Source organism: Pseudomonas sp. LBUM1651, assembly GCF_059716135.1.
In genome coordinates this window covers 5145620-5163536 of sequence record NZ_CP166805.1, presented here as the reverse complement: position 1 = coordinate 5163536, position 17917 = coordinate 5145620, and the positions used below count along the sequence as shown (strand labels likewise).

Sequence of the window (17917 nt, the reverse complement as noted above, 5' to 3'; positions counted from 1 at the left end):
GTTGACGGACATCGCGAGCAAGCTCGCTCCTACAGGGGATCTATTTCCAGCCGAGGATCCAGGCGTCGCTGTTTTTAAGGGTTTGCCACGCCAGGCGTTCACTGCGCTGGGTCAGCACCGCCTGCAATTCGACGTCCAGCACCGTGCCTTCCTCGTCGCGGAACAACTCGGTGACCAGAAAATGTTTTTCGCGGTTTTGCGGGTGGGCTGCTGTCCATTTCGACAGCAGCAATTTGCTCGGGTTGATGCGGTTCACTGCAGATGTTCGTGCAGGCGGCGGGCGGCTTCCTGTCCGCTGAGCCATGCACCTTCGACGCGGCCCGACAGGCACCAGTCGCCACATGCGTAAAGGCCCAGGTCGGCATCGGCCAGGGTGCCCCATTCATGGCTGCTGGCGGGGCGGGCGTAGAGCCAGCGGTGGGCGAGGCTGAACGTGGGCGCGGGCATCGCGCTGTGGAGCAGTTCGGCGAACGCGCCATGCAATTGCTCGATCACGGCCTCTTTGGGCAGGTCGATATGTTGCCGGCTCCAGGCACTCGTTGCGTGCAGCACCCAAGTGTCCATCGTGTTGTCACGCCCCGGTTTGCTGCGGTTGCGGGCCAGCCAGTCGAGCGGGCTGTCCTGCACGAAGCAGCCTTCCATGGGGGTGTCCAGCGGTATATCGAAGGCCAGTGCGACCGCCCAGGTCGGGTCCATTTTTACCCCGGCGGCAGCACCGGCGAGCTTCGGCGCGGAGGCCAGCAATGCGGTCGCCTGTGGCGCGGGCGTGGCGACGATGACATGACTGAACGGGCCATGGGTGAACCCCTCGGCGTCCTGCAGATGCCAATGCTCCTCACCCCGATAGACCTCGGTGATGCGGCAGGCGAAATGTACTTCCGAATCGCCGAGCAAGCCGCGGGTGATGGCGCTCATGCGCGGCGTGCCGACCCAGCGCGTCTGTTCGTCCGGCGACAGATTGAGCTGACCACCGTGGAAGGTATAGAGCTGTGGCGTCCACTCGGCGACCCAGCCGTTGGCTTGCCAGCGCTGGACTTCCGTGACAAAGCGGCGATCGCGGGCAGTGAAATATTGCGCGCCCATGTCCAGAGCACCCGCGTCGCTGCGCTTGCTCGACATGCGTCCGCCACTGCCGCGGCTTTTATCGAAAAATTGAACGACATGCCCGACCTCCGTAAGGGCCTGGGCGGCTGAGAGTCCGGCGATGCCGGTGCCGATGATTGCGATAGGTACAGTCATAGGGGCCTCGTTTACCTTTCTGTACAGACTACGCCGTGGATGAAACCTGTACAATATTGTTTTTTGGTATAACTTTTAGCGTTCTCGTTCTGACAGCTTGGCCTATTGTTAACAACAGAGCCTGCCCGATATCAAAGATCCCTGCTTATAAAAATAGACTAGTGATCAGGGTAAAACGCCACGCGAGGAAGAAGTCATGCACATATTGCTGACCGGCGGTACTGGTTTGATAGGACGTCAACTCTGCCGACACTGGTTGAGCCAGGGACATCGTCTGACGGTATGGAGTCGGACGCCTGAAAAAGTCGCAAAAATCTGCGGTGCAGAAGTTCGTGGTATCGCGCGGTTGGAAGACCTCGGACAAGAACCGGTGGACGCGATTATCAACCTGGCGGGGGCACCGATTGCCGACCGGCCCTGGACGTCCCGGCGCAAAGCCTTGCTCTGGAGCAGTCGCATTACCCTGACTGAAACCCTGCTGGCCTGGCTCGAAACCCGCGAACAGAAACCGCAGGTGTTGATCTCTGGCTCTGCCATCGGCTGGTACGGCGACGGTGGCGAGCGGGAATTGACTGAAGAATCTCCACCCGTCATCGACGATTTCGCCAGTCAGTTGTGCATTGCCTGGGAGGAAACCGCGCAGCGTGCCGAGGCCTTGGGCATTCGCGTGATCCTGATTCGCACGGGGTTGGTGTTGTCTGCCGAGGGCGGCTTTTTGTCGCGGCTGTTGTTGCCGTTCAAACTGGGGCTGGGCGGGCCTCTTGGCGATGGTCGGCAGTGGATGCCGTGGATCCATATCAAGGATCAAATCGCCCTGATTGATTTTCTTCTGCATCAGAAAGACGTCAGCGGTCCTTATAATGCCTGCGCGCCCAAACCGGTGCGCAATCGTGAGTTTGCCAGCACGCTGGGCGCCGTGCTGCATCGCCCGGCATTCATGCCCATGCCGGCCCTGGCGTTGAAGGTGTGTCTGGGCGAATTGTCATTGCTGTTGCTGGGCGGCCAGAAAGCCGTGCCGGCGCGTTTGTTGAAAGCGGGTTTCACATTCCAGTTCACTGATTTGCGCGCGGCCCTGGACGACTTGTCCAGCCGCCTTTGAAATAGGACGTTGCATGACCGATCACGCGTTGCTTCTGGTCAACCTGGGTTCACCTGCCTCCACCTCGGTGGCGGATGTGCGCAGCTACCTCAATCAATTTCTGATGGACCCGTATGTGATCGACCTGCCATGGCCGGTGCGGCGTTTGCTGGTCTCGCTGATTCTGATCAAGCGGCCGGAGCAGTCGGCCCACGCCTACGCCTCGATCTGGTGGGAAGACGGCTCGCCGCTGGTGGTGCTCAGCCGTCGCTTGCAACATGCCATGAGCGCACAGTGGAAACACGGGCCGGTGGAGCTGGCGATGCGTTATGGCGAGCCGTCGATTGAATCCAAACTGGTGCAGCTCGCCGCCCAGGGGCACAAGCGTATTACCCTCGCGCCGCTTTATCCGCAGTTCGCCGACAGCACCGTGACGACGGTGATCGAGGAAGCGAAGCGGGTGGTGCGGGAGAAGAACCTCGACGTGCAGTTGTCGATCCTTCAGCCGTTCTACGACCAGCCGGAATACCTCGACGCATTGGTGGCCAGTGCCAAACCTTATCTGGAGCAGCCGCATGATCATCTGCTGCTGAGTTTCCACGGTTTGCCGGAGCGGCACCTGACCAAGATCGACCCGACGGGTCACCATTGCTTTAAAACCGACAACTGCTGCCAGAACGCTTCGCCAGAAGTGTTAGCCACCTGCTACCGCGCTCAATGCCTGCGCACGGCTTCAGAGTTTGCCAAACGCATGGGCCTGCCTGACGGCAAATGGTCGGTGTCGTTCCAGTCGCGTCTGGGCCGGGCCAAATGGATCGAACCCTACACCGAGGCTCGCCTTGATGAGTTGGCCGGAATGGGCGTGGAAAAAGTGCTGGTGATGTGCCCGGCGTTCGTTGCCGATTGCATCGAGACGCTGGAAGAGATTGGTGATCGCGGCGCAGAGCAGTTCCGCGAAGCGGGAGGGGAGGAGTTGGTGCTGGTGCCGTGCCTCAACGATGATCCTCAGTGGGCCAAGGCGTTGAACACCTTGTGCGAAAGAGCGCCGTTGGCACTGTAGGAATACAAACTGTGGCGAGGGGGCTTGTCGGCCCGCCGCACCGCCCCGTTGGGTCGCGAAGCGGCCCTCTATCCGGCAAACGCGTTGCACCAGACACAATGCGTTTGCCGGGTTTACGACTGCTTCGCAGCCGAACGGGGCGGTGCGGCGGGCCGACAAGCCCCCTCGCCACAGGGATTGAGTGAACCATTAGAGCAACGGCTCATCCGCCTTCTTGTGCTTCCAGCTGTCATTCCCCGGCAGCAACAGGTTCAGCGCAATCGCCACCACCGCGCACAGCGCGATGCCTTTGAGGCCGAAGTCGTCCGGACCGGTGCCGGTGCCGACCAGCACACCGCCAATCCCGAACACCAGCGTCACCGACACAATCACCAGATTGCGCGCTTCGCCCAGGTCGATCTTGTGGCGAATGAGTGTGTTCATCCCCACCGCAGCAATCGAACCGAACAACAGGCACAGAATCCCGCCCATCACCGGCACCGGAATGCTTTGCAGCAGCGCGCCAAACTTGCCGATGAACGCCAGGCTGATGGCAAAGATCGCCGCCCAGGTCATGATTTTCGGGTTGTAGTTCTTGGTCAGCATCACCGCGCCCGTCACTTCGGCGTACGTGGTGTTGGGCGGACCGCCGAACAAACCGGCTGCAGTGGTGGCAATGCCGTCGCCGAGCAGGGTGCGATGCAGGCCGGGTTTTTTCAGGTAGTCGCGACCGGTCACGCTACCGACTGCGATCACGCCGCCGATGTGCTCGATGGCCGGAGCCAATGCCACCGGAACGATGAACAGAATCGCCTGCCAGTTGAATTCCGGCGCGGTGAAGTTCGGGATCGCGAACCACGGTGCAGCGGCAATCTTCGCGGTATCAACCACGCCGAAGTAGAACGCCATCGCAAAACCTACCAGCACACCGGAGATGATCGGCACCAGGCGGAAAATGCCTTTGCCGAACACGGCGACGATCAGGGTGGTCAGCAGCGCTGGCATCGAGATCAGCATGGCTGTCTGATAATGAATCAGCTCGCTACCGTCGCCAGCCTTGCCCATCGCCATGTTGGCGGCGATCGGCGCCATGGCCAGGCCGATCGAGATGATCACCGGACCAATCACCACCGGTGGCAGCAAGCGGTCGATGAAGCCGGTGCCTTTGATCTTCACGGCGAGGCCGAGGAAGGTGTAGACGAAACCGGCCGCCATCACGCCGCCCATGGTCGCCGCGAGGCCGAACTGGCCCTTGGCGAGAATGATCGGGGTGATGAAGGCGAAGCTCGACGCGAGGAACACCGGCACCTGACGCCCGGTGACGACCTGGAACAGAATCGTCCCCAGACCTGCCGTGAACAGCGCCACGTTCGGGTCGAGGCCGGTAATCAGCGGCATCAACACCAGCGCGCCGAACGCCACGAACAGCATCTGGGCGCCGGACAGCACCGTGCGCCAAAGCGGATCGTTGAACTCTTGCTGCATGGTCACGCGTCCTTCTGCTTGGTGCCGAAGATCTTGTCACCGGCATCGCCCAGGCCTGGGATGATGTAACCGTGCTCGTTCAGTTTCTCGTCAATGGAAGCGGTGTAGATGGTCACGTCCGGGTGAGCCTTCTCCACGGCGGCGATGCCTTCCGGCGCGGCGACCAGCACCATGGCGCGGATGTCGCGGCAACCGGCTTTTTTCAGAAGGTCGATGGTGGCGACCATGGAGTTGCCGGTGGCGAGCATCGGGTCGATGATCATCGCCAGGCGTTCGTTGATTTCCGGAACCAGTTTTTCCAGGTAGGTGTGGGCCTGCAGCGTTTCTTCGTTGCGGGCCACGCCCACGGCGCTGACTTTGGCGCCCGGGATCAGGCTCAGCACGCCTTCAAGCATGCCGATACCGGCGCGCAGGATCGGCACAACGGTAATTTTTTTGCCGGCGATTTTCTCGACCGACACCGTGCCGCACCAGCCTTCGATGTCGTAGGATTCCAGCGGCAGGTCTTTGGTGGCTTCATAGGTCAGCAGGGCGCCGACTTCCTGAGCGAGCTCACGGAAATTCTTGGTGCTGATGTCTGCGCGGCGCATTAGGCCAAGTTTATGACGGATCAGCGGATGGCGGATCTCGAGGATGGGCATGGGAAAGGCTCCGGCGGCGGGCAAAAAAACCGGCCTAGATTAATCTATCCGAGGGTGTTGTCCTATAGACATAGAGTACGTTAGTCCACAAACGCTTGATCTGGCCTCGCTTGATGCGTACCTTTGCCCGCTTTTCCTGAACCCGACCCTCCCCTCAACCCCCCTTGGAGAGCGCCATGTCCGCTGATCTCGAGCATATCCGTCAAATCATGCGAGAGGCTGACCGCCTGTACACCGAAGCTGAAGTCGAGGCGGCCATCGCCCGCGTCGGTGCGCACATCAACGAACAACTGGCGGACAGCAATCCGGTGGTGTTCTGTGTGATGAACGGCGGCCTGATTTTCGCCGGCAAGCTGCTCACCCATCTGCAATTCCCGCTGGAAGCGTCCTACCTGCACGCCACCCGCTATCGCAACGAAACCAGCGGCGGCGACCTGTTCTGGAAAGCCAAGCCTGAAGTGTCGTTCATCGACCGTGACGTGCTGATCATCGACGACATCCTCGACGAAGGTCACACCCTGGGCGCGATTATCGACTTCTGCAAACACGCTGGCGCGCGCAAAGTGCACACCGCCGTGCTGATCGACAAGGACCACGACCGCAAGGCTCGTCCGGACCTGAAAGCCGATTTCGTCGGCCTGCCGTGCATCGACCGTTACATCTTCGGTTACGGGATGGACTACAAAGGCTACTGGCGTAATGCCAACGGAATTTTCGCCGTTAAAGGGATGTAAGCAATGAGCGCGCCGAGCTTTCTTGATCAATCCTTGTTCAATGAATTGGCCGGGAAGGCTGCGGCAAATCCACGTGGACGGCAGCATCACAACTTCCATCGGATTGAAGAGGCCTGCCATCGCATGGCGGTGGGTTTGCAGCCGTCCACGTACATCCCGCCTCATCGGCATCTGGGGGAGAACAAGGCTGAAACCTTGTTGGTGCTCAAAGGGCGGCTTGGCCTGTTGATCTTCGATGAGGCCGGCGCGGTGGTGAAGAAGCAAATCCTGCAGGCCGGTGGCGATTGTGTCGGCGTGGACCTGCCCACCGGTGTGTTCCATGGCCTGGTGGTGCTGGAAGCCGACAGCCTGATGTTTGAATGCAAGGCCGGTCCTTATCGCCCGGTCGGCGAAGGTGAGCTTGCGCATTGGGCGCCACGTGAAGGCGAGCCGGGCGTGGTCGAGTATCAGGCGTGGATGCGCGCGCAATTCGATTGATGTGCACCACCCCTGTAGGAGCGAGCTTGCTCGCGATGAACTTGAAAACGCCGCTTGTTTCCAGACAGCACGCGTCATCGTTCACGTCCATCGCGAGCAAGCTCGCTCCTACAAGTAATCGTGATCGCCGAACCTCTCCGGTCAGCATGCTAAAGTGCTCGGCCTTGACTCCGGAGCCCGTCATGAGCCTTTTGATCCGCAGCTGCGCCGCCCTGTTGCTGACCCTCAGCCTGCCCCTGGCCGCCGCGCCGGCGCCGATGCATGCGCAGTTCCTGCCACCGGACGACCTGACCCTGCGTGATGCCGAACCCGAGCAGCAACAACTGCTGCAGGTCACCGAGTATTCGGTAGTGGTCGGCAGTCAGCGCCAGTCCACCCAACAGCCGATCCCGGTGACGTCTCCGCTGCTGATCCGCCTCAAGGGCAAATCCTTGAACAAGGGGGCGACCATCAATCAGGTGCTGGTCAACTTCGATGGCGAAAGCAAAAGCCTGAAAAAGCCGATCTACGACGACAAGACCAAAACCCTGACGCTGTTTTATCCGATGGCGCAGTACCGCGTGGTGATCGACTTGCTGCGCAATGACACGGTGTATTGCCAGTTCCTCAGCTACGCCAATGGCCATGTCTGGGCTGACCTGCACACCGGGGCCGTTCGTCCGCGTTGAGCCCGGCGGCCAGTGAGGGGTAAACTGCCCGCCCCGTGAAATGTCTGCGAGCTGGAGTCGGCAATGCGTAAAGATAAGAAGCAAGTGATTGGTGACGAGATCGGCGATGAGCAGATCAAGTTGTTTCTCGATTTCGAACCGGTCGACGCCACTTCGCCGTCCCTGCACAAACTGATCAAGGCTTACCGCGGCCTGCGCATCGACGACTTTGAGCGTTTTCTGACGTTCTTCGTCGAAGCCGGTCTGGATTTGAACGGCAAGGATGAGCACGGCAATGACTTTGTGACCGTGATCAAGGATCAGCGCAACGCGGCCGAGTACATCGAGCTGATCGACAAGGCTCGCGGTTAAGGCCCTTTCATCCGACAAATAAACGCCCCGCTTTTGTAGGAGCCGGCTCGCTGGCGATTGCATCTCCTCGGTGTTATCTGACATGCCGAAGTGATGCCATCGCCAGCAAGCCGGCTCCTGCAAAATCAGATTCGTCGTGAAACAGGCATAAAAAAACGCCCCGCTCTCACTGAGAACGGGGCGTTTTTTATGCGCGACGATCAAGCGTAGCTTGGGGTCTCGCTGCTTTCTTCAACCAGTTCCAGCGCGATGTTGTTCTGCGTGTTGATCTTGCGATACAGCGCAGCATCGGTTTCCAGAACCTTTTCACGGGCCGGGAAGATTTCCGCCAGTTTGGCAGCCCATTCGCCGGACGCTTTGGCCGGGAAGCATTTCTCGATCAGCTCCAGCATGATCGAAACGGTCACCGACGCGCCTGGCGAAGCGCCAAGCAGTGCAGCAAGGGAACCGTCCTTGGCCGCGACCAGTTCGGTGCCGAACTGCAGGACGCCGCCCTTTTTCGGGTCTTTCTTGATGATTTGAACCCGTTGGCCGGCCACTTCCAGGCGCCAGTCTTCGGCTTTCGCTTCAGGGTAGAAACGACGCAGGGAATCCAGGCGTTGCTCCATCGACTGCATCACTTCGCTGACCAGATACTTGGTCAGGTCCATGTTGTTTTTCGCCACGGCCAGCATCGGGCCGATGTTGCCGGCGCGAACCGACATCGGCAGGTCCATGAAGGAGCCGTGCTTGAGGAACTTGGTGGTGAAACCGGCGTAAGGTCCGAACAGCAGGGACTTCTTGCCATCGACCACGCGGGTGTCCAGGTGCGGCACGGACATCGGTGGCGAACCCACGGCGGCCTGGCTATACACCTTGGCCTGGTGGTGTTTGACCACTTCCGGGTTGTCGCAACGCAGCCACTGGCCGCTGATCGGGAAGCCGCCGAAGCCTTTGCTTTCTTCGATGCCCGACGCCTGCAGCAACGGCAATGCCGCGCCGCCCGCGCCGAGGAACACGAACTTGGCGTCGACTTCACGGGAGTTGCCGCTGTTGACGTCCTTGATGCTGACGGTCCAGCCGCCGTTGTTACGCTTCAGGTCGGTGACGCGCTTGCAGTACTTGACCTGGGCATCGGGTGCGCTGGTCAGGTGCTTGAGCAATTGGTTGGTCAACGCGCCGAAGTTGACGTCGGTGCCGTTCATCACGCGGGTGGCGGCGATGACTTCGTCAGCCGGACGACCAGGCATCATCAATGGCATCCAGTCCGCCATTTTTGCTTTGTCTTCGGTGTATTCCATGTCGGAGAAGGCGTGGTGCTTGCTCAGCACGTTGAAGCGTTCCTTGAGGAAGGACACGCCACTGTCACCTTGCACGAAGCTCAGGTGTGGCACCGGGCTGATGAAAGACTTGCACGAACCGAAGGTGCCTTTTTTGGTCAGGTACGACCAGAACTGCTTCGACACCTCGAACTGGGTGTTGATGTGCACGGCTTTCTTGATGTCGACGGTGCCGTCGGCGGCCTGCGGCGTGTAATTGAGCTCACACAGCCCGGCGTGACCGGTACCGGCGTTGTTCCACGGGTTCGAACTCTCCGCGGCACCGGAATCCATCAGCTCGACGACTTCCAGCTTGATCGCGGGGTCGAGCTCTTTGAGCAGTACTGCGAGGGTGGCACTCATGATGCCGGCCCCAACCAGTACTACGTCGACTGCTTCGTTATGCGCCATTTAACGCGTCTCCAAAATCTGCAGCACCAAATTGTCGGCATGGCTGCCAGGCGTTCCGGGGCGAGTCAGTGATGCCCCTGGTACTCATGGCAGTATCGCCATGTCCGAATCTTCGCAATTTATCGCAACTTCGACGGACGCTACCGGCCGGGTCAATGAGGTCTATGAACTCATTTCAACGCGCGACTGGCAATTCGACTTATGGTCGAGACATCCGTTTGTGCAACCAAATCCGTAGCGGACAGGCTTCAGGCTCCGGTGTTCGAGGAATACTCGGTCCTGTGTCGTTGGGCTGTTCCAGACGCTAATGGTGCATGTTCAGACGCAAAACTATTCATTTGCTCGCCACACTCTTGTGAAGTTGTGAAAACCCGTTTTTTTCACGCTCTTTTGAAGACGTGAACCTCAAAAAAGGGCTGCCCCAGCCTGGCACCGTGCCCGGATGGATTGCCGCCATGGGATACATGACAGGCAAAACGGGCAAACAGCTCAGTGACCGAGCGTAATGACAGCTCTGCAGATTCGCGAAAAGTGGGGGTTTTGCTCAAGGAACAGCAAGCGCGCCAGCTTCACTCGATCTGTGTGGGCGGCTCTCTGTGGGCGGTGCGGGGTGCCAATACCGAAGCATTGACGATGCTGCGAGGCCCGATCAGGAGACGTCCTTATAATCGGGGGGAGATTGTATCTAAGAAACGCAGGGAAATGGACGTGTTTAATGACTTTTATTAGGCGTCTGGTCAGGTGGCCAACAGCTGCTGCGCCCGCGCGCGCGGTTTGTGCTGGCTGACACGGGCACTGGCGGGCAGGGGATGGTGCAGCCAGTTGAGGCGGATTTCTTCGATTTCGACCCATCCATCGCCCATCGGCTGCAGGCTGCACTGCTTGAATGCCTGGCAATGACCATTGCGGTCGAGCAGGGCGAAGCAGCGATGCAATGGGCGTGGAGCGAACAGCGAGATCAGGTGGCGCATGGCAAAGTACCTTGAAGGGGTGACTGTCGTGAAGGTTGTCAGAGCGCCGTGACATGCAAGTGTATGGGCGGTGACATCTGTGTGACAGGAACCGGCTTCCCAAGGGTTTGTCAGACATTTCAGTATTCAGTGCGAGGTGCTAGTTCGCGACGATGGCGCACCGCTATACTGCCGGCCTGTTTGTGCCTGATTCTGGAGAGAAGAGCATGTTGCAACGCCTGTTGTTCGGTTTGATCACTGTGACCAGTTTGACCCTGGTTGGCTGCGCCCACAGCCCGCAACAACTGAACCCGGAGCCGAAGCTGACGACTCAGCTGGCACCGGTCGGCCACGGTCAGCCAGTGGTGGTGCGTGTGGTAGACGGTCGTCCGTCGCCAACTCTGGGCACCCGTGGCGGTTTGTATCCGGAGACCAGCGCCATTACTGTGCAGGGCGCGCAGATCCTGCCGAAGTTGCAGGCCCAGGCCGAAGCGGCCGTGCGCCTGCTGGGCTTTACCCCGACGTCCAATGCGATGAATGCTCCGCAATTGACCGTGACCCTGGCCGAGCTGAAGTATCAGTCGCCCAAAGAAGGCATGTACGTGACTGAAGCGACCATCGGCGCGACCTTCCGCTCCGACGTACAGAACGCCAACCGCCGCTACAGCGGCCGTTACGGTGCGTCGCTGGATCAGCGTTTCGGCATGGCGCCGAATCAGGAAACCAACACCAAGCTGGTCAGCGATGTGTTGAGCGACGCGTTGACGCGCCTGTTCAAGGACCCGACGATTGGTCAGATTCTCAGCGAGTAATGCGAGCCCTGTAGGAGCGAGCTTGCTCGCGATGGACGTTAACGATGACGCGTGCAACCTGAATAAACGCGTTGCCGGTACGTTTTTCGCGAGCAAGCTCGCTCCTACAGAAGGGCGTTGGGGTCAGGCAGCCTGCGAGTAAAAATCCAGCACACTCACGCCCGTCAGCAAATCCGCTTCCGGCAAATCCGCATGTTGATGCCCACCCAGTGCGCAATACACCAGCCAATGGCGATCCTGAACGTTGAAGGCAAGGCTGCCGACCAAGGCTTGTTGTTCGTCGCTTTGGGCAATGAGGTAGAGGCGATCCTGGTTTTCGGCGTGCAGCATGACGGTTTCCGTGTCGGTTTCGATGGGCTGAGAGACTGGCGCATTCAGATGACGAAGCCATGACGCAGGACAGGAATCTGCCAGATGGTGAGTTATTTGTCGTAATGCGGCGGGCAGGGGGGACGGCTTTCGGTAGAATCCGCGCCGCGGTCGTCGATCCGGCGTTCGCCACACCTGTTTTGACTGAGGTTTGTGATGTCGCTGCATTTGATGACGCTGTTTACCGCCCATCCCGCCAAATTGATCAACCTGCTCGCCTTGCTGTTTGCCTTCCCGGGCAGCTGGTTACTGCATGCTACGCGTCGCCGCGAACAACGCGCGCAGGCGAGTCTGGCAGCGCAGCGTCAGAGCCGTCCCAGTGAAGAGCCAGTGCTGGATTGGGCGACCTTGCGCATGAACCGCTTTTTCTATCGTTTCGGTTTTGCCTGCCTGGGGTTGGCATTGCTGGTGTCGTGGATCAGTACGCGGGTTTGATCCCTTAAAGCAAAAGATCGCAGCCTTCGGCAGCTCCTACACTGATCTCATGTAGGAGCTGCCGAAGGCTGCGATCTTTTGATCTTGCTGTAAAAACCTACAGCGCCAACCCGGCTTTCACGCGGTACTGATTACGCACCGGCGTGGCGTATTGCAGCACCAGAAACGGCCGATGCTCTTCCGGGCAAGCGTCCAGACGCTGCTGCCATTCTTCCTGGGCCTTGGCCAGTTCGTCGGCCGCAAACACTTCAGCCGCTTTCGGCACCTGCAACTGCGGATCGGCGTCCTTCCACTGTGCGTAAGCCAGATAGTGCACCGGGAACAAGCGGTAACCGCCGAGGATCTGCCTGTCCATTTCGATCGCCAATTGCTTGGTGTCTTCGTAGAGCTCGGTGATCGGCGCGGCGAAGTTCACGTGGACCCGGCCCTTGTAGCCGGTGATGCCCTTGGCGATGCTGACGTCGTCCTCGCCCGGCACTTTGGTGTAGCTGCCGGTGGTGGCGCGGATGTAGAGCTCGCGGGCCTTGGCCTGGTCGCACGGGTCGTATTCGTAGCTGATCGACACCGGAGTGACGTTCAGCGAGCGGATCACCTCGCCGAACGGTTCATCCTTGCGGCTCATGTGGAACATCTTGAGGATCGCCGACTCGGTGCGGTCGTCGCCGTCCTTCGCCCGGCCTTCGGCCTGAGCGATCCAGATGGAGGCGCAATCGTTGCGGATCGAGTGGTTGATGTAGGCGGACAGCAGTTGATAAGCCGCCATTTTTTCCCGGCGACCGGTGATCGAGCGGTGCACGATGAAGCTCTTGTTCAGGCGCATCAGGTCGCTGACGAAGGGTTTTTGCAGCAGGTTGTCGCCAATCGCGATGCGCGGTGTCGGCAGGCCGGCGTGGTACACGGCATAGTTGACGAAGGCCGGGTCCATCACGATGTCGCGGTGGTTGGCGATGAACAGGTAGGCGCTGCCGGACTTGAACTGCTCGACGCCGGTGTACGTCACCCCGTCCGTGGCGCGTTCGATGGTGTGGTCAACGTACACCTCGACTTTGTCCTGCAACGTCGCCACCGAATGGACACCGGCGAACTCACGGCGCAGCCGATGGGCTATAAGGGGTTTGAGCATCCAGCCGAAGGCACCGGCATAACGCGGGAAGCGGAAGTGGATGAGGATATCTAGAAACGCCTTGTCGCCGAGCAGCCGGTTCAGTACCGCTGGGACTTCGCTGTCGTCGTAAGGTCGGATGGCATCGAATTCGCCCATCATGCTCTCTTGTTAGAAACGGCTAGGGTAAGTAAAGGTTTTGATCGAAAACCAACGGGGCACGGTCTGAAAAGGTAGCCAGACAAAAATAGCCCTGCAAATAGACCGGCGATTATACGCACAAGTCACCCGGGAGACCGCGATGCTGGAAACCGAGCGCTACGAATGTCCGTATTGTGGTGAAGAGGCCGAGGCCGTGCTGGACTTGTCCGGTGGCGATCAGACCTATATCGAAGACTGTCCGGTGTGTTGCCGTCCCATCACGTTTGTCCTGCAGACTGATGGTCAGGAATGGTTGCTTGAAGTTCACAGCGAAAACGAATGAAAGGGGCGCTTCATGCAGCGAATCTATGAACCGGAAAACCTGATGGAAGGCGAGCTGCTGCAAGGCATGCTGGCCAGCGAGGGCGTCGAGGCGCATCTGGTCGGGCGTGATTTGCTCGGTGGCAGCGGGGAGTTGCCCATCTTTGGTCTGTTGGGGTTGTCGGTCGATAATGACCAGGCCGAATACGCCCGTGAGTTGATCGCCGCGTACAATGCCGCGCTGCCGCTACCCGGCGATGAACCGGAAAGCTTTCCCGGCACGCTGGTCTGTTAGGCTGACGTTCGTTTTATCAAGAGTCGTGTTGCCCCATGTGTGGACGTTATGCCCTGTTTCGCTGGAACCCCGCCTTCGCGGCCCTGCCTGGCTTTCCCGCCGATCAGCAGGCCCAGTGGAATATTTCCCCAAACGATTCGGTGTTGATGCTGCGTGCCGGTGCCGACGGCCAGCGAGAGTTGGCCCGCGCGCGCTGGGGTTTGACGCCGCCGTGGCTGACCGATCTGTCCCGCACACCAGCCCATGCCCGGGCCGAAACCGTGGCCGAGCAACCGATGTTCCGTCAGGCCTTGCGTGAGCGCCGGTGCCTGCTGCCGGCCAACGGTTTTTACGAATGGCGCGGCACGACGCGCAAGCGGCCTTACTGGCTGACGCCGGGGGAGGGCTCGACGCTGTTTTTTGCGGCGATCTGGGAAGCCTATCCGGTGCAGGAGCAGGTGTGGTTGAGCACGGCCGTGATCACGCAGCCGGCGGCGAGTCAGCGTCGTCCGTTGATTCTCGATGCGGCAGGGCAGGAGGCGTGGCTTGATCCCGAGACGCCTTTGCATGTGTTGCAGGGGTTGCTGGCCAGTGAGCCCGCTGCGTTGCGCGAGCGGGTGTTGGCGAATCTGGTGAATGATCCGAAGTTGAATGGGCCGGAGTGTTTGACCCCAGGTTGAGTGAAGTGGTGTCTGTGCTGACGCCTTCGCGGGCAAGCCTCGCTCCTACGGATCAGGTGATCCCCTGTAGGAGCGAGGCTTGCCCGCGAAGAGGCTCTTGGATCAAACCTTGAACTGATTGATCAACCGCCGCTGCTGTTCCGCCAGCTTGGTCAAGTCCGCACTCGCCGCACTGGACTCATCCGCCCCACCGGCCACTTCATTGGCCACCTGCCCAATGTTGATCACGTTACGGTTGATGTCATCCGCCACCGCGCTCTGCTCTTCGGCCGCACTGGCAATCTGGGTGTTCATGTCGTTGATCACCGACACCGCCTGAGTGATCGCATCCAGCGCTTCGGCCGCTTTCGCCGCGTGTTGCACGCTTTCATCGGTACGGTTCTGGCTGTCCTCCATCACCCGCACCACATCGCGCGTGCCTTGTTGCAGTTGCTGGATCATGGTCTGGATTTCTTCGGTGGCCTTCTGGGTTTTCTGCGCCAGGTTGCGCACTTCATCGGCCACCACCGCAAAGCCACGGCCCTGTTCGCCGGCGCGTGCCGCTTCGATGGCGGCGTTCAAGGCCAGCAGGTTGGTCTGCTCGGCAATCCCGCGAATGGCCGTGAGGATCGCGTTGATGTTTTCGCTGTCCTTGGCCAGGGTTTGCACCACGCCCACAGCCTTGCCGATTTCCACCGCCAGCACACCGATTGAATTCGACGTGTCCCGCACGATCTGTTTGCCCTGTGCCGCAGCCTGATCCGCATGGCTGGCCGCTTGTGCCGCCTGGGTCGCGTTACGCGCCACGTCCTGGGCGGTGGCGGTCATTTCATGCACCGCGGTGGCGACCTGATCGATCTCGACCATTTGTTTCTGTACGCCGATATTGGTGCGAATGGCGATGTCAGCGGTGTGTTCCGACGAATCGCTGACGCTCTGCACCGACGTCACGACCTGAGTGATCATCGCCTGCAACTTGGCCAGGAAGGTGTTGAAGCCTTTGGCGATCGAGCCCAGTTCGTCGGCGCGATCACTGGTCAGGCGGCGCGTCAGGTCGCCTTCGCCTTTGGCAATGTCATCGAGCATGGCGACCATCTGTTTAAGCGGCCGGGCAATGCCATGGCCCACCAGCCAGATCACCAGCAAGCCGATGCCGGCAATCAGCAGACCAACCATGGCCATGCCGAAGGTGTCGGATTTGCGCTGTGTGTCGAGGTCGGCCTGGAGTTTTTGCAGGTCGGCCATCACCGCGTTCAGCGGCAGTTGCAGCATCAGGGTCCAGCGGGCGTCGGTCTGGCCGATGCCGAATGGCAAATACAATTCGATCCGGCCTTGGGCCTTGTCGACGGTGTAAGTGACTTCGCCGCGTTTCAGATTGGCCATGTTGGCGATCTGTTGGCTGTCGAGGATGTCGCTGACCTTCTCGCCGAATTTGCTCGGGTCCTTGGTGTAGGCCACGATCCGGCCATTGCCGCCGATCAGCGCCATGACGCCCGAGCCGTTGTACAACTTCTGGTTCGCGCCCAGGAGCATTTCCTGGATGAAGTTCACCGACAGGTCGGCGCCGACGATGCCCTGGAAGGCGCCGTCGAGCATGATCGGCTCAATAAAGGAGGCGAGCATGACGATCTTGTCGCCGACCTTGTAGGGCGCCGGATCGATCACGCAGGATTTTTTGGTTTCTTTCGAGCACAGGTAGTACTCGCTGGCGCGCACGCCGGTGGACAGAGTTTTCTGGTCGTCGACGTCCACCAGTTTGTCCAGGCCCAGAGTGCCGTCTTCGTTGCGGAACCACCATGGCAGGAAGCGGCCGTTGCTGGCGTCGATGCCCACCACCTTGGTGTCGACGTAGGCCGCGTCGTTATGGTCGAGGGCGTTTTTTTCCCAGCCGATGTAGGTGCCAAGGATTTTCGGGTTTTTGGCGACGTTTTCCTTGATCAGGCTGATCAATTGCTCACGGCTCAGGCTCAGCTGCGGCTGGCCGTCGGCGCCCGGCGTGCCGATCAGGGCGTTGACCCGCACCAGTCCGCCGGCAATCAGCAGGGGCGCTTCAAGTTCGCGCTGGATCTGGCTGACCTGGGTTTGCGCCAGGGACGTCAGGCGCTGTTCGATGACTTGCTCGAATTGCGCCTGGGTTCGTTCCTGAACCATGTCTTGGGTCCGGGCACCGGAAAACAGGGCGTAAAGCACCAGCGCGGCGACTACGCTAAGAACGATGGCACCGGCGAGGGCCGCCACGGAAAACTGAATCGACTTGAATTTCATGGGTGCTCCGCACACAAGAGGACATCTGCGGTGCTGTATCGGCAGGGGGTTCGAGGGCCATGAGCGAGGCATGGTGAAATGGCTGTTTTGGAGTGGTAGATGTCGCAAATGAGTCATTGCGGGCCGTTACTGGCCGCGGCGGGGAGACTATGTGAATTTTTTCCTGCGGCGATGGGAGCTTTATCCGAAATATGCGTCTGAATGTCTGTTGTATCTGGCGCCGATACATTTCCCCGCCTAGGATACCCGGCATGTTTTCAGGGAGTTTTTTGATGAACAAGCGATTGGTTTTGTGTGCTCTGAGCGCGGGTCTGTTGCTCGCCGGTTGTCAGTCGGTCAACACCACCAGCGGCGGTGCCGTTGGCGTGGAGCGCAAGCAGTACATGTTCAGCATGTTGTCCACGGACGAGGTCAACCAGATGTACGCCCAGTCTTACCAAAAGACGGTTGGCGAGGCGAGCAGCAAAGGTGTGCTGGACAAGACCAGCAACGATGCCAAGCGCATCCAGACGATCGCCAATCGACTGATTGCCCAGGCGCCGATTTTTCGTCCTGATTCGGCCCAGTGGAAATGGGAAGTCAACCTGATCAAGAGCGACGAACTCAACGCCAACTGCGGGCCTGGCGGCAAGATCATTTTCTACACCGGGCTGATTGACAGCCTGAAACTGACCGACGATGAAATCGCCGCGATCATGGGCCATGAAATCGCCCACGCCTTGCGCGAGCACGGTCGTGAAGCGATGTCCAAGGCCTACGGCATCGAAATGGCCAAGCAGGGCGCCGGTGCCTTGTTCGGCCTGGGCCAGGACAGCATGGCGCTGGCAGACACCGTGGCCAACTATGGCATGACGTTGCCCAACAGCCGCTCCAATGAAAACGAAGCTGACCTGATCGGCCTGGAACTGGCGGCTCGCGCCGGTTACAACCCGAATGCCGCGATCACCCTGTGGAACAAGATGAGCAAAGCCTCGGAAGGTTCGCCACCGGAGTTCATGAGCACTCACCCGGCATCGTCCAGTCGGATTGCTTCGTTGCAGGCGGCGATTCCGAAGGTGATGCCTCTGTACGAGAAAGCGCCAAAATCCTGATAGTCATGCGGCGTCTTTGAAGACGCCATCGCGAGCAGGCTCGCTCCCACAGTTGATTGCATTCCAATGTGGGAGCG

Annotated in this window: 21 protein-coding genes; 12 read left to right on the top strand and 9 right to left on the bottom strand. The window is 59.8% G+C overall.

All coding sequences use genetic code 11. The features are described from left to right. Window positions 1–40 precede the first annotated feature (40 nt). Together ACA066_RS24165 and ACA066_RS24160 are read right to left on the bottom strand one after the other, a co-directional pair. Window positions 41–256, bottom strand: coding sequence for a TIGR02450 family Trp-rich protein (locus ACA066_RS24165; RefSeq protein WP_497696920.1), 216 nt, complete (start codon window positions 254–256; stop codon window positions 41–43). Next, window positions 253–1239 carry an NAD(P)/FAD-dependent oxidoreductase gene (locus ACA066_RS24160; RefSeq protein ID WP_497696919.1) on the bottom strand — a complete coding sequence of 329 codons (987 nt, stop codon included), beginning with the start codon at window positions 1237–1239 and terminating at the stop codon, window positions 253–255. The genes ACA066_RS24165 and ACA066_RS24160 overlap by 4 nt, the downstream gene beginning before the upstream one ends. Before the next feature lie 196 nt (window positions 1240–1435). Between ACA066_RS24160 and ACA066_RS24155 the strand changes: the two genes are divergently transcribed. Beyond that, window positions 1436–2338 carry a TIGR01777 family oxidoreductase gene (locus ACA066_RS24155; protein WP_497696918.1) on the top strand — a complete coding sequence of 301 codons (903 nt, stop codon included), beginning with the start codon at window positions 1436–1438 and terminating at the stop codon, window positions 2336–2338. 13 nt (window positions 2339–2351) lie between these two features. Continuing rightward, complete coding sequence (hemH, locus tag ACA066_RS24150) at window positions 2352–3377, top strand: ferrochelatase (protein WP_497696917.1); 1026 nt, start codon at window positions 2352–2354, stop codon at window positions 3375–3377. A 189-nt stretch (window positions 3378–3566) separates the two neighbouring features. On the opposite strand, the gene ACA066_RS24145 is transcribed toward hemH, so the two are convergent. Together ACA066_RS24145 and upp are read right to left on the bottom strand one after the other, a co-directional pair. Next, the gene (locus ACA066_RS24145) at window positions 3567–4841 is read right to left on the bottom strand and encodes a uracil-xanthine permease family protein (protein WP_497696916.1); all 1275 of its coding nucleotides are present in this window, start codon (window positions 4839–4841) and stop codon (window positions 3567–3569) included. A 2-nt stretch (window positions 4842–4843) separates the two neighbouring features. Continuing rightward, window positions 4844–5482: a uracil phosphoribosyltransferase gene (gene upp / locus ACA066_RS24140; RefSeq protein WP_461953271.1), complete on the bottom strand. Its 639-nt coding sequence runs from the start codon at window positions 5480–5482 to the stop codon at window positions 4844–4846. Window positions 5483–5658: 176 nt separating this feature from the next. Between upp and ACA066_RS24135 the strand changes: the two genes are divergently transcribed. The 4 genes from ACA066_RS24135 to ACA066_RS24120 all read left to right on the top strand — a co-directional run bounded on the left by ACA066_RS24135 (window position 5659) and on the right by ACA066_RS24120 (window position 7712). Beyond that, entirely contained in the window at window positions 5659–6216 is a 558-nt protein-coding gene (locus ACA066_RS24135; RefSeq protein ID WP_497696915.1) for a hypoxanthine-guanine phosphoribosyltransferase, read from the top strand. 3 nt (window positions 6217–6219) lie between these two features. Next, window positions 6220–6693: a WbuC family cupin fold metalloprotein gene (locus ACA066_RS24130; RefSeq protein WP_497696914.1), complete on the top strand. Its 474-nt coding sequence runs from the start codon at window positions 6220–6222 to the stop codon at window positions 6691–6693. 182 nt (window positions 6694–6875) lie between these two features. Next, window positions 6876–7361 (top strand): hypothetical protein, encoded by a 486-nt coding sequence (locus ACA066_RS24125; protein WP_497696913.1) that lies wholly within the window; start codon window positions 6876–6878, stop codon window positions 7359–7361. A gap of 63 nt (window positions 7362–7424) precedes the next feature. Continuing rightward, window positions 7425–7712: a PA4642 family protein gene (locus tag ACA066_RS24120; protein WP_497696912.1), complete on the top strand. Its 288-nt coding sequence runs from the start codon at window positions 7425–7427 to the stop codon at window positions 7710–7712. Between the two features lie 200 nt (window positions 7713–7912). On the opposite strand, the gene mqo is transcribed toward ACA066_RS24120, so the two are convergent. After that, window positions 7913–9421 (bottom strand): malate dehydrogenase (quinone), encoded by a 1509-nt coding sequence (gene mqo, locus ACA066_RS24115; protein WP_497696911.1) that lies wholly within the window; start codon window positions 9419–9421, stop codon window positions 7913–7915. A gap of 737 nt (window positions 9422–10158) precedes the next feature. After that, window positions 10159–10392 (bottom strand): hypothetical protein, encoded by a 234-nt coding sequence (locus ACA066_RS24110; RefSeq protein WP_497696910.1) that lies wholly within the window; start codon window positions 10390–10392, stop codon window positions 10159–10161. Window positions 10393–10598: 206 nt separating this feature from the next. Between ACA066_RS24110 and ACA066_RS24105 the strand changes: the two genes are divergently transcribed. After that, window positions 10599–11183, top strand: a complete 585-nt coding sequence (locus ACA066_RS24105; RefSeq protein ID WP_017340726.1) for a YajG family lipoprotein — start codon at window positions 10599–10601, stop codon at window positions 11181–11183. A gap of 123 nt (window positions 11184–11306) precedes the next feature. On the opposite strand, the gene ACA066_RS24100 is transcribed toward ACA066_RS24105, so the two are convergent. Continuing rightward, a complete protein-coding gene (locus ACA066_RS24100; protein ID WP_214378627.1) occupies window positions 11307–11513 on the bottom strand; it encodes a hypothetical protein in 207 nt (68 codons plus the stop codon). Between the two features lie 195 nt (window positions 11514–11708). Between ACA066_RS24100 and ACA066_RS24095 the strand changes: the two genes are divergently transcribed. Beyond that, the gene (locus ACA066_RS24095) at window positions 11709–11987 is read left to right on the top strand and encodes a hypothetical protein (protein ID WP_017340724.1); all 279 of its coding nucleotides are present in this window, start codon (window positions 11709–11711) and stop codon (window positions 11985–11987) included. 97 nt (window positions 11988–12084) lie between these two features. Here the strand turns inward: ACA066_RS24095 and ACA066_RS24090 are convergent, their stop codons facing one another. Beyond that, on the bottom strand, window positions 12085–13248 hold the full coding sequence (locus tag ACA066_RS24090) for a 1-acyl-sn-glycerol-3-phosphate acyltransferase (protein WP_497699950.1): 1164 nt from the start codon (window positions 13246–13248) through the stop codon (window positions 12085–12087). A gap of 142 nt (window positions 13249–13390) precedes the next feature. Here ACA066_RS24090 and ACA066_RS24085 point away from each other — a divergent pair, with 142 nt between their 5' ends. Genes ACA066_RS24085 through ACA066_RS24075 form a run of 3 tightly spaced genes read left to right on the top strand, consistent with a single transcriptional unit; the run spans window position 13391 to window position 14505 of the window. Continuing rightward, window positions 13391–13573: a CPXCG motif-containing cysteine-rich protein gene (locus ACA066_RS24085; RefSeq protein ID WP_008153387.1), complete on the top strand. Its 183-nt coding sequence runs from the start codon at window positions 13391–13393 to the stop codon at window positions 13571–13573. Between the two features lie 12 nt (window positions 13574–13585). Continuing rightward, a complete protein-coding gene (locus tag ACA066_RS24080; RefSeq protein ID WP_454841258.1) occupies window positions 13586–13846 on the top strand; it encodes a putative signal transducing protein in 261 nt (86 codons plus the stop codon). Between the two features lie 35 nt (window positions 13847–13881). Continuing rightward, window positions 13882–14505: an SOS response-associated peptidase gene (locus ACA066_RS24075; RefSeq protein WP_017340721.1), complete on the top strand. Its 624-nt coding sequence runs from the start codon at window positions 13882–13884 to the stop codon at window positions 14503–14505. Between the two features lie 102 nt (window positions 14506–14607). Here ACA066_RS24075 and ACA066_RS24070 read toward each other — a convergent pair whose 3' ends face one another. Next, window positions 14608–16749: a methyl-accepting chemotaxis protein gene (locus tag ACA066_RS24070; RefSeq protein ID WP_497696909.1), complete on the bottom strand. Its 2142-nt coding sequence runs from the start codon at window positions 16747–16749 to the stop codon at window positions 14608–14610. A gap of 272 nt (window positions 16750–17021) precedes the next feature. Between ACA066_RS24070 and ACA066_RS24065 the strand changes: the two genes are divergently transcribed. Further along, window positions 17022–17840 (top strand): M48 family metallopeptidase, encoded by an 819-nt coding sequence (locus ACA066_RS24065; RefSeq protein ID WP_497696908.1) that lies wholly within the window; start codon window positions 17022–17024, stop codon window positions 17838–17840. Window positions 17841–17917 lie beyond the last annotated feature (77 nt).

What these genes read in the sequence shown, in the direction of transcription:
- ACA066_RS24160 (WP_497696919.1), bottom strand. Translation starts at nt 1,239, where the DNA reads ATGACTGTACCTATCGCAATCATCGGCACCGGCATCGCCGGACTCTCA.
- ACA066_RS24155 (WP_497696918.1), top strand. Translation starts at nt 1,436, where the DNA reads ATGCACATATTGCTGACCGGCGGTACTGGTTTGATAGGACGTCAACTC.
- hemH (WP_497696917.1), top strand. Translation starts at nt 2,352, where the DNA reads ATGACCGATCACGCGTTGCTTCTGGTCAACCTGGGTTCACCTGCCTCC.
- ACA066_RS24145 (WP_497696916.1), bottom strand. Translation starts at nt 4,841, where the DNA reads ATGCAGCAAGAGTTCAACGATCCGCTTTGGCGCACGGTGCTGTCCGGC.
- upp (WP_461953271.1), bottom strand. Translation starts at nt 5,482, where the DNA reads ATGCCCATCCTCGAGATCCGCCATCCGCTGATCCGTCATAAACTTGGC.
- ACA066_RS24135 (WP_497696915.1), top strand. Translation starts at nt 5,659, where the DNA reads ATGTCCGCTGATCTCGAGCATATCCGTCAAATCATGCGAGAGGCTGAC.
- ACA066_RS24130 (WP_497696914.1), top strand. Translation starts at nt 6,220, where the DNA reads ATGAGCGCGCCGAGCTTTCTTGATCAATCCTTGTTCAATGAATTGGCC.
- ACA066_RS24125 (WP_497696913.1), top strand. Translation starts at nt 6,876, where the DNA reads ATGAGCCTTTTGATCCGCAGCTGCGCCGCCCTGTTGCTGACCCTCAGC.
- ACA066_RS24120 (WP_497696912.1), top strand. Translation starts at nt 7,425, where the DNA reads ATGCGTAAAGATAAGAAGCAAGTGATTGGTGACGAGATCGGCGATGAG.
- mqo (WP_497696911.1), bottom strand. Translation starts at nt 9,421, where the DNA reads ATGGCGCATAACGAAGCAGTCGACGTAGTACTGGTTGGGGCCGGCATC.
- ACA066_RS24110 (WP_497696910.1), bottom strand. Translation starts at nt 10,392, where the DNA reads ATGCGCCACCTGATCTCGCTGTTCGCTCCACGCCCATTGCATCGCTGC.
- ACA066_RS24105 (WP_017340726.1), top strand. Translation starts at nt 10,599, where the DNA reads ATGTTGCAACGCCTGTTGTTCGGTTTGATCACTGTGACCAGTTTGACC.
- ACA066_RS24100 (WP_214378627.1), bottom strand. Translation starts at nt 11,513, where the DNA reads ATGCTGCACGCCGAAAACCAGGATCGCCTCTACCTCATTGCCCAAAGC.
- ACA066_RS24095 (WP_017340724.1), top strand. Translation starts at nt 11,709, where the DNA reads ATGTCGCTGCATTTGATGACGCTGTTTACCGCCCATCCCGCCAAATTG.
- ACA066_RS24090 (WP_497699950.1), bottom strand. Translation starts at nt 13,248, where the DNA reads ATGGGCGAATTCGATGCCATCCGACCTTACGACGACAGCGAAGTCCCA.
- ACA066_RS24085 (WP_008153387.1), top strand. Translation starts at nt 13,391, where the DNA reads ATGCTGGAAACCGAGCGCTACGAATGTCCGTATTGTGGTGAAGAGGCC.
- ACA066_RS24080 (WP_454841258.1), top strand. Translation starts at nt 13,586, where the DNA reads ATGCAGCGAATCTATGAACCGGAAAACCTGATGGAAGGCGAGCTGCTG.
- ACA066_RS24075 (WP_017340721.1), top strand. Translation starts at nt 13,882, where the DNA reads ATGTGTGGACGTTATGCCCTGTTTCGCTGGAACCCCGCCTTCGCGGCC.
- ACA066_RS24070 (WP_497696909.1), bottom strand. Translation starts at nt 16,749, where the DNA reads ATGAAATTCAAGTCGATTCAGTTTTCCGTGGCGGCCCTCGCCGGTGCC.
- ACA066_RS24065 (WP_497696908.1), top strand. Translation starts at nt 17,022, where the DNA reads ATGAACAAGCGATTGGTTTTGTGTGCTCTGAGCGCGGGTCTGTTGCTC.